Annotated in this window: 11 protein-coding genes; 9 read left to right on the top strand and 2 right to left on the bottom strand. The window is 63.8% G+C overall.

Annotation, left to right across the window (positions count from 1 at the left end; genetic code table 11):
• Nucleotides 1-28: 28 nt before the first annotated feature.
• From NLM25_RS20250 to NLM25_RS20225, 6 genes are all read left to right on the top strand, one after another.
• Nucleotides 29-1,189, top strand: coding sequence for an aminotransferase class V-fold PLP-dependent enzyme (locus NLM25_RS20250; protein WP_254138117.1), 1,161 nt, complete (start codon nt 29-31; stop codon nt 1,187-1,189).
• 29 nt (nt 1,190-1,218) lie between these two features.
• Entirely contained in the window at nt 1,219-2,115 is an 897-nt protein-coding gene (locus tag NLM25_RS20245) for an amino acid ABC transporter substrate-binding protein (RefSeq protein ID WP_254138116.1), read from the top strand.
• Between the two features lie 62 nt (nt 2,116-2,177).
• Entirely contained in the window at nt 2,178-2,969 is a 792-nt protein-coding gene (locus NLM25_RS20240; protein WP_254138115.1) for an amino acid ABC transporter permease, read from the top strand.
• Nucleotides 2,966-3,658 carry an amino acid ABC transporter permease gene (locus NLM25_RS20235; protein WP_254138114.1) on the top strand — a complete coding sequence of 231 codons (693 nt, stop codon included), beginning with the start codon at nt 2,966-2,968 and terminating at the stop codon, nt 3,656-3,658. Before NLM25_RS20240 ends, NLM25_RS20235 begins: the two co-directional genes overlap by 4 nt.
• 52 nt (nt 3,659-3,710) lie before the next feature.
• Nucleotides 3,711-4,478 (top strand): amino acid ABC transporter ATP-binding protein, encoded by a 768-nt coding sequence (locus NLM25_RS20230; RefSeq protein WP_256570715.1) that lies wholly within the window; start codon nt 3,711-3,713, stop codon nt 4,476-4,478.
• Nucleotides 4,479-4,632: 154 nt separating this feature from the next.
• A complete protein-coding gene (locus tag NLM25_RS20225) occupies nt 4,633-6,108 on the top strand; it encodes an FAD-binding oxidoreductase (protein ID WP_254138113.1) in 1,476 nt (491 codons plus the stop codon).
• Nucleotides 6,109-6,123: 15 nt separating this feature from the next.
• On the opposite strand, the gene NLM25_RS20220 is transcribed toward NLM25_RS20225, so the two are convergent.
• Both NLM25_RS20220 and NLM25_RS20215 read right to left on the bottom strand, forming a co-directional pair.
• On the bottom strand, nt 6,124-7,683 hold the full coding sequence (locus tag NLM25_RS20220; protein ID WP_254138112.1) for an acyl-CoA carboxylase subunit beta: 1,560 nt from the start codon (nt 7,681-7,683) through the stop codon (nt 6,124-6,126).
• Nucleotides 7,613-8,587 (bottom strand): IclR family transcriptional regulator, encoded by a 975-nt coding sequence (locus tag NLM25_RS20215; RefSeq protein WP_254118599.1) that lies wholly within the window; start codon nt 8,585-8,587, stop codon nt 7,613-7,615. The genes NLM25_RS20220 and NLM25_RS20215 overlap by 71 nt, the downstream gene beginning before the upstream one ends.
• A 94-nt stretch (nt 8,588-8,681) precedes the next feature.
• On the opposite strand from NLM25_RS20215, the gene NLM25_RS20210 reads away from it, so the two are divergent.
• The 3 genes from NLM25_RS20210 (at nt 8,682) to NLM25_RS20200 (ending at nt 12,501) form a co-directional block, all read left to right on the top strand.
• Nucleotides 8,682-8,903, top strand: a complete 222-nt coding sequence (locus NLM25_RS20210) for an acetyl-CoA carboxylase biotin carboxyl carrier protein subunit (RefSeq protein WP_254118598.1) — start codon at nt 8,682-8,684, stop codon at nt 8,901-8,903.
• A 167-nt stretch (nt 8,904-9,070) separates the two neighbouring features.
• Nucleotides 9,071-10,237, top strand: coding sequence for a TAXI family TRAP transporter solute-binding subunit (locus NLM25_RS20205; protein ID WP_254138111.1), 1,167 nt, complete (start codon nt 9,071-9,073; stop codon nt 10,235-10,237).
• 188 nt (nt 10,238-10,425) lie between these two features.
• Complete coding sequence (locus NLM25_RS20200) at nt 10,426-12,501, top strand: TRAP transporter permease (RefSeq protein ID WP_254138110.1); 2,076 nt, start codon at nt 10,426-10,428, stop codon at nt 12,499-12,501.
• The last annotated feature ends 4 nt before the right edge of the window (nt 12,502-12,505 follow it).

Genomic DNA, 12,505 nt, shown 5'->3' with positions numbered 1-12,505 from the left:
CCGGCGGCGCGCCCAACAGGAGATGTGCATGTCTCGTCACTACGACGTGGACGCTGTGAGGAAGGAATTCCCCGTCGTCGAACGGATGGTCTACCTGGACTCCGGGTTTCAAACGCCGCTCGCGCGTCCCGTGAAGGCCGCGATCGAGCTCTTCCTTCGCGAGGGTTTCGAGACGGCCGGTCCGAAAAGCATCTGGCTCGATCGCGTCGAGCAGACCCGCGCCAAGATCGCTCGCTTTCTCGGTGTGGGCGCGGATGAAATTGCCTTCACCAAGAACACGTCGGAAAGCATGAACATTGCGGCAAACGCACTGCCGCTCCGGGCCGGCGACAACGTCCTGATGATCCACGGCGATCATCCGAACAACGCCTACGCGTTCCTCAATCTGCAACGCAAAGGCGTCGAGGTCCGCTTCATCCCGATGACCGAAGTCGTCGATGCCGACAGCTTCGCTCCCTTCATCGACGACAAGACGCGCGCGATCTCGATGTCGCACGTGACCTTCCACGCCGGTCACCGCTTCGACATCGAGAGCGTCGGCGCGATGTGCGCCAGCAGGAAGCTCTACTTCGTGGTGGACGTGATGCAGGCGATCGGCGTCGTACCCGTTGACGCCAAGGCGATTGGCGCAAGCTTCATCGGCTCCGGCAGCCACAAGGGATTGCTGGTTCCGCAAGGGCTCGGCCTGCTCACCTGGGACAAATCCCTCACGGAGCTCGAGCCGACGTATCTGGCCGCGGCGAGCCTCGCCGAGATCCCGGATGACCTCATCGCGCGGGCCGACAGGATGGCGCCCTCGCCGGCCGCCAGGCGATTTGAGCTGGGCAACTTCAATCTGCCCGCGGTCCATGCGCTCGGTGCTTCGCTCGACATGATCGAGCAGATCGGGGTGCAGAACATCCAGAACCACTGCTTCGATCTCGGCGATCACCTGATCGCGCGCCTGGACGAGCTGGGCGTCCGCCTCGTTGGGCCGCGCGAGCGCAAGCACCGCGCGCCGCACATCTACGTCATCGCCCTGCCCGCGACAGACTGGCTTGGCCATTTCGAGGAAAACGGCGTGCGCGTGTCGCCCGAACGGGATGGCATTCGCGTCTCACTCGGCATGTTCAACACCGCCACCGACATCGATCGCCTGATCGACGTCGTTCGCAAGCGAGGGCTCGGACGCCCCTCGGTCGCAGCTTGAATCCGGCAAACGATGGGAAGGTAAGAACCATGAAGCAGTTAGCGCAGATCCTGGCGATTCTCCCCGTAGTCGTGGCGGTCGGTGCAAGCCCATCCGTGGCAGCCGACAGCCCCACGCTGGACAAGATCAAATCCAGTGGCGCGATCACGATCGGCCATCGCGAGGCCTCGATACCGTTCTCGTATCTCGGGCCCGATCAGAAGCCCGTCGGCTTCTCGCTCGATCTCTGCGCGGCGATCGTCGATCGCATCAAGGAAGAGCTGAAGTTGCCAAATCTCAAGGTCAACTACACCCCGGTGAACTCCTCGAACCGGATTCCGCTGATCCAGAGCGGGACCGTCGACATCGAATGCGGCGGCACCGCGAACGACAAGAAGCGGCAGGAACAGGTCTCGTTTTCGGTCGCGACGTTCGTCAGCCAGCCGCGCTGGCTGGTCAAGGCCACCAGTGGCGTGAAGACCGCAGGCGAGCTGAAAGGCAAGACGGTTGTCGTCACGCAAGGCTCCAACGCGGTCGGTTTCGCCCAGAGCGTCAACGCCAAGGAGCAGCTCGGCCTCAACATCGTCCAGGCCAAGGACCATGCGGAATCCTTCCTGATGTTGAACACCGGCCGTGCCGTCGCCTTCATGGAGGACGATATCCTGCTTGCCGGGCTCAAGGCCGCGGCCCCGAATCCGGACGCGCTCCTGTTCCTTCCCGAAGGTTACGCGAAGATCTATTATGGGCTGATGTTCACGAAGGGCGATGCCGGCTTCAAGGCGCTCGTTGACGACGTTCTCTCCAAGCAAATGGCGTCCGGGCAATTCGAGAAGACCTACGCGAAATGGTTCACCAAGCCGATCCCGCCCAAGGGTGAGAACCTCGCATTCCCGCTCACCGACGAGTTGATGGCGCGGATCGCAAATCCCAGCGATGCCGTCGACTGAGCGACGGAGCCGATCGTCTCGCAAGGTCATCCTCGTCCGCACCTGCAACCCGGAGGCTCGCGATGTTCGGAGTGCTTTTTGAACAGGCGGCAGACGGCCAGCGCTATATCGACTGGCTTCTGTCGGGTCTCGGTTGGACCCTGGCTCTGGCCTTCTTCGGCTGGTGGATAGCCTTCGGCATCGGCGTCATCGTCGGCGTGGGGCGCACAGTCCAGAATCGTTTCTATTCGATCCCGGCCCGGCTCTATGTCGAGATATTCCGGAACATCCCCGTCCTGGTGCAGATGTTCCTCTGGTATTTTGTCTTCCCGGAGGTGGTGCCGAGCGCACTCGGGGATGCCATCAAGCAGATCCCGCCGCCCTGGGCCTCGTTCTTCCCGGCACTCCTTTGCCTGGGGCTCTACACGGCCTCCCGCATAGCCGAGCAGGTTCGGGCGGGGATCGAAGCGCTTCCAAGGGGGCAGATCGAGGCCGCCAGCGCTCTCGGCCTCAGCGGCTACCTCACCTATCGCTACGTCATCGTGCCGCAGGCTTTGCGCCTCATCGTGCCGAGCCTCACCAGCGAGGTGATGGGCATCTACAAGAACACCTCCGTCGCACTCACGATCGGCTTGATGGAGCTCACCGCCCAGGCGCGCCAGATCAGCGAGGCCACGTTTCAGACATTCTCGGCGTTTGGCGCGGCGACGATCATCTACCTGTGCCTGGCGCTGGTTGCGTACCAGGCCATGACGATCATCGACAGGGCAGTCCGCATTCCCGGGAGCGCTCCCGTCAAGCTCACAGACCAGGATCTGGCCACTGAGGTGCAGCAAGGCGGCGCCCTGCCCGGCGCCATGGAGGCCGTGAAATGAACACCCTCGATTTCTCGATTCTCGCGCAATCATGGCCTTATCTCTGGTCGGGCCTGCTGTTCTCGCTCTCGCTCACCGCGGCCGCATTCGCCATCGGCATGGTCCTCGGAACCTGCCTTGCGCTGGTACAGCACTTCGAGATTCCGGTGCTCGCCCAGATCATCCGCGGCTACGTCGCGATCATCCGGTCGATCCCGTTGATCCTCGTTCTGTTCTGGTTCTTCTTCCTGGTGCCGATCGTGCTCGGGCACCTCAGCGGCAACGGTCGCCCGATCCCGATCGGCGCCACCTACACGGCCTTCATCACCTTCGGCCTGTTCGAGGCCGCCTACTACTCCGAAATCATCCGTGTCGGGCTGCGGGCCGTGAACAAGGGCCAGTTCGAGGCCTGCCAGGCGCTCGCGCTGTCCACCTACCATACCTACCGCCATATCGTCCTGCCGCAGGTCTTGCGCGTGGCCAGCCCGATCATCCTGAGCCAGACGATCATCCTGTTTCAGGACACCTCTCTCGTCTACGTCCTTTCGCTGACGGACCTGCTGGGCGCGGCTTCCAAGCTTGCGCAGCTCAACGGCCGCCTCGTCGAAATGTACCCCGCCATCGCCGTGGTCTATCTGGTCATCAGCTCTGCGGCCTCCCAGTGCGTCACCACCCTTCGCAAGCGATACGCCCTAGCCACGGCACGATGAGCATTGCGACACATGCAGCCTCGTATTTGCAGCCTCGTATTTGGAGACGAACATGCCTCAAGAGACTGTCGGCCACGCCACGCAGCCTGGCGCAATCGTCATCGTTGAGAACGTGGTGAAGCGGTTCGGCGCGTTCACTGCGCTGAACGACGTCAATCTCGAGGTCGCCAAGGGCGAGAAAATCGTCTTGTGCGGACCTTCGGGCTCCGGCAAGTCGACGCTGATCCGGTGCATCAACCATATCGAGAAACACGACGGAGGCCGGATCGTCGTCGACGGCGTCGAGTTGAGCAACCGCATCGCCGACATCAACAGCGTGCGCTGTGAGGTCGGAATGGTGTTTCAGAGTTTCAACCTGTTTCCGCACCTCACGGTCGCCGAGAACTGCATGCTGGCTCCGATGAAGGTTCGCGGCATTTCGCAGGGCGAGGCGCGCGATCGCGCGCTCGGCTTGCTGCGGAAGGTCCGCATTCAGGATCAGGCGGACAAATATCCCGCACAATTGTCGGGCGGTCAGCAGCAACGCGTCGCCATCGCGCGGGCGCTGTGCATGCAGCCCAAGATCATGCTGTTCGACGAACCGACATCCGCGCTCGACCCCGAGATGGTCAAGGAGGTGTTGGACACCATGGTCGAGCTGGCGCGAGATGGCATGACGATGGTCTGCGTGACGCACGAGATGGGATTCGCCCGCGAGGTCGCCGATCGGGTCGTCTTCATGGATCGCGGAAGCATCGTGGAGGAAGCGGATCCGGAAACGTTCTTCCGGGCTCCTCGCACCGACCGGGCGAAGGGTTTTCTGAACCAGATCATCCACTAGGGCCGCGTCGGCAACGGGCGCCGGCGGGACGGGCCCGTCCCTGGTCCCCAGGTTCGAGACATATTGCCGTTAGACTCCACGGCGCAAACGTGGACAATACCCCTGAGCACGTCGCGTGCGCAGTACACACCAAGATGTACCCAGGGGAAACAAAATGCCGGCTGCCTTCCCGTCCTCCTTGCCTACCATCCCGACCGCTCCCTTGACCGCGCAGATGCGCGATGCGTTGCACGCGATCGTGGGCGAGAAAGGTCTCATCGAGGACGACCACGGCAAGCAGCCGTTCGTGACGGACTGGCGCGGATTGCTGGTTGGCGGTGCGGGTGCCGTCGTTCGTCCCGGGAGTACCGAGGAAGTCTCGAAAGTGGTCCGGCTTTGCCATGAGCACGGCGTCGCGATCGTGCCGCAGGGTGGCAACACCGGGCTGATGGGCGGGGCGACGCCCTGGCCCGCGCACACCGGCATCGTGCTGTCGCTCGGGCGCATGAACCGCGTGCTGGACGTCGATGCCGTCGGATACGCGATGACGGTCGAGGCCGGCTGCGTGCTGCAGACGCTTCAGGAGACCGCGGCCAAGCACGACAGGTTCTTGCCGCTCAGCCTTGGCGCCCAGGGCTCCTGCATGATCGGCGGCAATCTGTCGACGAATGCCGGCGGCGTGCAGGTGCTCCGCTATGGCAATGCCCGCAATCTCGTCTTGGGGCTCGAGGTCGTCCTGGCCAATGGCGATGTCTGGGACGGATTGCGCGCGCTCAAGAAGGACAACACGGGCTACGACCTCAAGCACCTCTTCATGGGCGCCGAGGGCACGCTCGGCATCATCACCAAGGCCGTCCTCAAGCTATGGCCGGCGCCGAAGGATTTGTGCACGGCGTGGCTGGCTGTCCGGGATCCACGCGCAGCCCTGGAGATCCTGTCCGAGGCGCATGCCGCGTCAGGGGACAATGTCGGCTCCTGCGAGCTGATGAGCCGCAGCGCCATCGACATGGTGTTGCGTCACGTTCCCGGCACCCAGGATCCGCTCAGGGCGGACACGCCATGGTACCTCTTGCTTGAATGGTCGTCCTCGCGGGCACGCCAGGACGGGACCGAGGGCATGTCCGAGAAGATGGAGCAGTTTCTCGCCGATCAGCTCGAGGCCGGCCGCGTGCTCGATGCGGTGATCGCGCAAACCGGACATCAATCGCGCAACATGTGGCACATCCGCGAAAGCGTCGCCGGGGCCTCCCGCGCCGAGGGGCCGGGACTGAGCTACGACGTGTCGGTGGCGATCTCCAGGATTCCGGAGTTCATCGACAAGGGGCTCAAGGCGGTGCTCGACATTCTCCCGACCATTCGCCCCTATCCCTTGGGGCATATCGGCGACGGCAATCTGCATTTTTCGTTCATGGGGCCCAAAGGCATGGATCAGCAGACGCTGAACCAATATTCGGGGGCCATCACGCGGGCCGTGAACGATCTCATCACCTCCATGGGCGGCTCGATCTCGGCGGAGCACGGCATCGGTGTGGACAAGCTCGACGAGCTCAGTCACTACCGGTCGAAGACCGAGCTCGACATCATGCGAACGATCAAGCGCGCGCTCGATCCGCAGAACATCATGAATCCGGGCAAGGTGCTGCGGCTGTGATGACGCCGCCGCGCCTTACGGCCTGATCGTCATGTTCTCCGGAGGCCCCGGTTTTCGCAGCGGCTCGGCGAGCCTTGCGAACTCGCACAGCAGCGACCGCGTCTTGCGGGGATCGATGATCTCCTCGACCCAGAATTTTTCGGCCGAGCGGAACGGCGAGCGCAGCTTGTTGAGACGCTCCTCGATCTCCCTCAGCTTGCCCGCCTTGTCCTCGGCCGCGTCGATGTCGGCGCGGTAGGCGGCTTCGATGCCGCCCTCGAGCGGGAGCGAGCCCCAATAGGCCGAGGGCCAGGCGTAGCGGATCGAGAACCGGTCGGCGGGCTGATGCACCACGCCGGCGACGCCGAAGGCGTTGCGCAGGATCACGGTGCACCAGGGCACAGTCGTTTGATTTACCGCAGCCATGGCGCGAACACCGTGGCGGATGGTCGCCGCCTTCTCGGCGTCGAGGCCGATCATGAAGCCCGGGCAGTCCATGAGATAGACGACCGGCAGGTGGAAGGTCTCGGCGAAATCCACCCAGCGCACCACTTTCTGGCAGGCATCCGCGGTCCAGGAGCCGCCGTAGTGGAAGCTGTCGCTGGCAAGCACCAGCACCGCCCTGCCCTCGAGCCGGGCGAGACCGACGATGATCGGCTTGCCGAAGTTCTTGGCGACCTCGAAGAACGAGCCCTTGTCGACGACCGACTCGACAATGGGGCGCATCTTGTAGACCTGCTTGCGGTTGCGCGGCACCGCGTTCATCAGCGCTTCCTCGCTGCGCTCCGGATTGTCCGTGCAGGGCAAGGTCGGCGGCAGCTCGTAGACCGATGACGGCAGGTACGAGAGGAAGCGCCGCGCGCAGGCAAAGGCCTCCTCCTCGGTGTCGACGGCATGATCGACCGCGCCGGCACGGGTCTGGATATCGGCGCCGCCAAGCTCCTCCTTGGTGAGGTCCTGCCCGAGCGCCTTCACGACCGGCGGCCCCGCGACGAACATCGCGGACTTCCGGGTCATGATGGAATAGTGGCTGGCGGCAAGCCGCGCCGCACCGAGCCCTGCGACCGAACCGAGGCCGAGCGCGACCACGGGGACGCGCGACAGGTTCTCCGTCGTGAAGCGATACCAGCGCGTGCCACCGATGCCGCCGGGCAGATTGGCCGCGCCCTTGGTCTCGATGGTCTTGACCGAGCCGCCGCCGCCGGAGCCCTCGATGATGCGGACGATGGGCAGACGGAAATCGTGCGCCATCTCCTCCGCCATCAGCGGTTTTGCTGAAATGGAAGCATCAGCCGAACCACCGCGTACCGTAAAATCGTCGCCGACCACGACAACCGTGCGGCCGTCGACGCGCGCACGGCCGAACACGCAGTTCGCCGGCGTCAATTTCTGCAGCTCGCCGCTGGAATCGTACTCGCCGATGCCGGAGACGGCACCGATCTCGTGAAAGCTGCCCTTGTCGGTCAGTCTGTCGATACGCTCCCGAACAGTCAGTCGGCCCTGGTCATGCTGACGCTTGACCTTGTCAACGCCGCCCATCTCCTGCGCGAAGGCTTCGCGCCGGGCTAGCTCGTCGAGTTCCGGCTTCCAGTTCATTCACGCCCCCCGAGTTGATCGGCTTGTTATTATTATGCACGGCCATTGCGACCGGTTTGCGCGGGATGCGGTTGTTGAAGACGTCGCCTTCCGCGCCCTCCATCAGGCTGCCGAGCGAGCGGCCGAGCGCGAGCATCAGCGGCGCGACCTCGGCATGCAGACGCTGCTCGTCATACATCGACGACAGCAGGCCGATCGTGATGACGACGAAGGTCTGGTACTGCGGCGACCAGATCGGCACCGCGAGCCCGTTGATGTGCGGGCTCCAGATGCCGCACGCCGTGACATAGCCGCGCTCGCGCAGAGACTGCCGGTTGGCCTCGATGCGGGGCCTCAGGATCTTTGCAGCCTCGGGGGCTTCCCGTTCCATGTCGTTGATGAAGGCATCGCCCATTTCGGGCGCGAGTGCCGCGGTGTAGGCCGCGCCCGCGGCGGTCGAGGCCATCGAGATGCGGCTGCCGGTCCCCTCATGCAGGCCGAGCGCCGAAGCCGAGCGCGCGAACTGGAGATAAACCAGATGGAAGCGATCGGGGACGACGAAGCCGACCGTGCCCGGAAGCTGGTCGGCGACTTCCTGGAGCCGCTGCCGGATCATACTGCGCAGCTGCGCGCCCTTCATCATCGAGGCGCTCATCGCCACAGCGCTCGGGCCGATGCGATATTTCTGGTCGCGCGGCAGATAGACCAGCTGCCCCATGCGCGTCAGCGTGTGCGTGAGCCGCGACACCGTCGAGCGCGGCAGGCCGCAGCGATTTGAAATCTCGAGATTGCCGAGCCTGCTATCGTGGCCCTCGAAGCATCGCAACACGTCGAACGCGCGCGAGACCACCTGGATGACATCACCTTCGCCAGCATCGCCAGCGAGCGCGCCTTGCCTACTCAACCGCTCTGAACGTCGTCCCATGTTCCCTACCAGTTGTTCCGCTCTGCGGAATTAAATTCCACTTGCAGACGACGCTACCTCAGGCATTTTGCGACGACAACAAAAAGGCGATGGCATGCCAGATATAAAAATCGTCACCGAGGTCGCGGGACGCATCTGCGCCACTCCCGTGCAAGTTGGAGGAACCGTTGCGGATGGCGACGACGTTGTGGTCGTCGAAGCGATGAAGATGGAGATCCCCGTGCCCTCGCCCGCGAGCGGCACGATCACATCGCTTCTCGTCAAGCTCGACGACGTCGTTGCCGAAGGACAGGCGATCGCGATCGTCGCGAACTGACTGCGTTATCCGCCATTTCCGCGACAATCTGTCTGCCTCTTTCCTGCATGCGCGGTACGGCGTTGCCATCGCTCGATCGCGATGACATGATCTGTTTCAAACAAAACTGTGTTTCAAACAAAGAAAGAAAATCTTCGCGGCAAACGCGGGGATCATTGGAGGGAAACATGCTTCGTGGGCTGATCATGCTCGCGCCTGCCTTGGTTGCGGGCATTTCTTTTGCGTCTACACGCTATGCAATCGCCGAAGACATCAAGCTGCCGGCGACATTGACGTTCACCGCCTATGACACCGGAACCGCCGGCTTCAATATCGCGGTCGGCGTCGGCAAGATGATGAAGGACAAATACGGCACCGACGTGCGCGTGCTGCCGGCCGGCAACGACGTCGCGCGACTTGCACCACTGCGTGCCAAGCGTGCAGCGTCCGCGGCAATGGGATCGGGGACCTATTTCGCGCAGGAGGGCGTGTTCGAATTCGGCTCCAAGGAATGGGGTCCGCAGCCGCTTCAGATCATGCTCTCGTCCGTCGACTGCAATTGCGGTTCGCTTGGCGTTGCAGCCGATAGCGGTGTGAAAGATCTGAAAGACCTGAAAGGCAAGCGCGTCGGCTTCGTCGTCGGCTCGCCCGCGCTGAACCAGAACTCGCTCGCCGTGCTCGCCTTCGCAGGGCTGACGCAGAAGGACGTCAAGGCCGTCGAGTTCGCAAGCTACGGCGCAATGTGGAAAGGCCTGATCAACAACGACGTCGATGCCGCCTTCGGCACCACCATCACCGGCCCTGCCAAGGAAGCCGAGACCTCGCCGCGCGGCCTGGTCTGGCCGCCGCTGCCTGCCAAGGATAAGGAAGGCTGGGCGCGGATGCAGAAGGTCGGCTCGTTCTTCTTCCCGCAGACTGCCACCTGCGGCGCCGGCATCACGCCGGAGAAGCCGATCGAGCTCGGCAATTACCCCTACCCGATCTTCGTCGCCTACGCCTCGCAAGCGCCCGATCAGGTCTATGCGATGACCAAGGCGATGATCGTCAATTACGACGCCTACAAGGACTCCGCGCCCGGCGCCGGCGGGCTCGCCGCCGACCGCCAGACCAAGAACTGGGTGGTGCCCGTGCATCCCGGCGCCGTGAAGGCGCTGAAGGAGGCCGGCCAATGGTCCGATGCGCAGGACGCGCACAACAACAAGCTGATCAAGCGGCAGGAGGTGCTTGGCGCAGCCTGGGCCGATTACGGCAAGTCCAACCCGCCGGCGGATGACAAGGCATTCCTCGACGGCTGGATGAAGGCCCGCGCGGCAGCGCTCGCAAAGGCCGACATGCCGAACGGGTTTGAGGAATAGTCTTGCGATGGAGTTGATGGTTGCCCGGACTGCGGTGCACCCCCTTTTCCGCTTGCGACCCTCACCCGGCCCTGCGCACCGACCTCTCCCGCAAGCGGGAGAGGTTAAGCGCGCCCGCGGCCCGATCGGTTCACTCAACAACCACTTTGCTCTAGTCAGCAATTATTAGCCCACGCGCGGGGTCGATCATGTCGTCTGCTTCAGTCTCCACCGCCTCGCAGGACGAGGCCAAGCGGGTCGTGTTCGACGATCCGCACGGCGCCGCCGGCAACATGCAGGAAGCGGAAGTCACGCGCGTCCGCACGCTGCGCGGCGCCTGGCGCTGGACGCTCGTCGTCGCGACCGCGGCGACCATCCTGCTCTGCATCAACCAGCAATTCTCGCTGCGCTTCTTCATCGGCTACACCCAGCTCAACACGGAGTATTTTTACCTCCTGATCGCGCTGATGCTGCCGTTCACCTTCCTGATCTTCCCGGGGACGGAGCGCGCGCCGCTCGACCGCATCCCCTGGTACGACCTCGTCTGCTTCGTCGTCACCTTTGCCGCCGCACTGCTGTTGATGTCGAACGTGCGCAAGGCGGCGGAGGCCGGCTGGGAATTCGGCGGTGCGCCGAACACCGTGATCGCGGCGGGCCTCGTGATGTGGGTGATGCTGATGGAGGCGCTGCGCCGCACCGGCGGCTGGAGCCTGCTGCTAAGCGTGCTCCCCTTCACCGTCTATCCGCTGTTTGCGGAATCCAGCTGGCTCGGACCATTCCGCGGCACGCAGTCGACGCTGGAACAGGCCACCGCCTATCACGTGCTGTCGGGCGAGAGCTTGCTCGGCATCCCCATCCAGGCGTTTGCCGACACCGTCATCGGCTTCCTGGTGTTCGGCACTGCGCTGATGATGACCGGCGCCGGAAAATTCTTCATCAACCTCGCCTTCGCGCTGTGCGGCACGTTTCGCGGAGGCGCGGCCAAGGTCTGCATCTTTGCCAGCGGGCTGCTCGGCATGATGTCGGGCTCGATCATCTCCAACGTGCTGACCGCCGGCACCATGACCATTCCTGTCATGAAGAAGAGCGGCTTCCGCGCATCCTATGCCGGCGCGATCGAGGCCTGCGCCTCGACCGGCGCCGTGCTGGCGCCGCCGGTGATGGGCGCAACCGCCTTCGTGATCGCGCAGTTCCTCAATGTCAGCTACGCCGACGTCGCGATCGCCGCGATCATTCCCGCCGCGCTCTATTACATCGGCCTGTTCATGCAGGTCGACTCCTATGCTGCGCGCCACGGGCTGAAAGGCATTCCGCGCGCCGAGCTGCCGCGGATCATGGATACGATCAAGGACGGCTGGTACTACGTCTTCGTCATCGCGCTCCTGATCGTGATGCTGCTCTATTTCAAGCGCGAGAGCCACGCGCCGTTCTACGCCACCGCGCTGCTGCTGGTGCTCAACCAGCTCTTTTCCAAGGACACGCGATGGACGCTGGGCACGATCGGCAAATTCCTGGAGGTCAACGGACGCACCTTCGTCGAGCTCGTCGGCATCCTCGCCGGCTGCGGCCTGCTGATCGGCGCATTCTCGATGACAGGCGTGGTTTCGAGCCTCGCCAACGATTTGCTGCATATTGCCGGCGACAATCCCTTCCTGCTGCTCGGCATGTGCGCCCTCACCAGTCTCATCCTCGGCCTCGGGCTGACGACGACGGCCTGCTACATCTTCCTCGCCATCCTGGTCGCGCCCGCGCTCGAGAAGCTCGGGCTCAACAGGATGGCCGTGCACATGTTCATCTTCTACTGGGGCATGCTGTCGTCGATCACCCCGCCGGTCGCGATCGCGTCCTTCGCGGCGGCCGGCATCGCGGGCTCCCCGGCGATGAAGACGGGTTGGGAATCGATGTGGGTCGGCAGCATCATCTACTTCATCCCGTTTTTCTTCGTGCTCAATCCGGCACTGGTGCTGCAGGGACCGAGCCCCTATCTCGCTGGTCTCGGCCTGATGGGGCTCGCGGCGTTCGGCACGCTTTTCATCTGCGGCGGCATCCAGGGCTACCAGCCCTTCGTCGGGGATCTGCGCGGCACCGGTGCGCTGGAATGGCCGATCCGCGTGCTGCTGGTGATCGGCGGCTTCGTGGTGGCCACGCCCGGCGGCGGGATCATGCCGCTGTCGCAGATGCAGGTGACGCTGCTAGGGCTCGCCATCCTGGTGCCGACGGCTTTGATCGCCCTGGTTCTGGTCCGTCGGCGGACGATCGTGCCGGACGGGTTGCGCGCACCCTGATTGC

The organism is Bradyrhizobium sp. CCGB01, assembly GCF_024199795.1.
Lineage (GTDB): Bacteria > Pseudomonadota > Alphaproteobacteria > Rhizobiales > Xanthobacteraceae > Bradyrhizobium.
The sequence above is the reverse complement of the archived record's forward strand: the minus strand, read 5'-3'. Positions and strand labels throughout refer to the sequence as shown.

Excerpts from the sequence above, each read along its gene's own strand:
- NLM25_RS20250 (WP_254138117.1), top strand. The coding sequence starts at position 29 with ATGTCTCGTCACTACGACGTGGACGCTGTGAGGAAGGAATTCCCCGTC.
- NLM25_RS20245 (WP_254138116.1), top strand. The coding sequence starts at position 1,219 with ATGAAGCAGTTAGCGCAGATCCTGGCGATTCTCCCCGTAGTCGTGGCG.
- NLM25_RS20240 (WP_254138115.1), top strand. The coding sequence starts at position 2,178 with ATGTTCGGAGTGCTTTTTGAACAGGCGGCAGACGGCCAGCGCTATATC.
- NLM25_RS20235 (WP_254138114.1), top strand. The coding sequence starts at position 2,966 with ATGAACACCCTCGATTTCTCGATTCTCGCGCAATCATGGCCTTATCTC.
- NLM25_RS20230 (WP_256570715.1), top strand. The coding sequence starts at position 3,711 with ATGCCTCAAGAGACTGTCGGCCACGCCACGCAGCCTGGCGCAATCGTC.
- NLM25_RS20225 (WP_254138113.1), top strand. The coding sequence starts at position 4,633 with ATGCCGGCTGCCTTCCCGTCCTCCTTGCCTACCATCCCGACCGCTCCC.
- NLM25_RS20220 (WP_254138112.1), bottom strand. The coding sequence starts at position 7,683 with ATGAACTGGAAGCCGGAACTCGACGAGCTAGCCCGGCGCGAAGCCTTC.
- NLM25_RS20215 (WP_254118599.1), bottom strand. The coding sequence starts at position 8,587 with ATGGGACGACGTTCAGAGCGGTTGAGTAGGCAAGGCGCGCTCGCTGGC.
- NLM25_RS20210 (WP_254118598.1), top strand. The coding sequence starts at position 8,682 with ATGCCAGATATAAAAATCGTCACCGAGGTCGCGGGACGCATCTGCGCC.
- NLM25_RS20205 (WP_254138111.1), top strand. The coding sequence starts at position 9,071 with ATGCTTCGTGGGCTGATCATGCTCGCGCCTGCCTTGGTTGCGGGCATT.
- NLM25_RS20200 (WP_254138110.1), top strand. The coding sequence starts at position 10,426 with ATGTCGTCTGCTTCAGTCTCCACCGCCTCGCAGGACGAGGCCAAGCGG.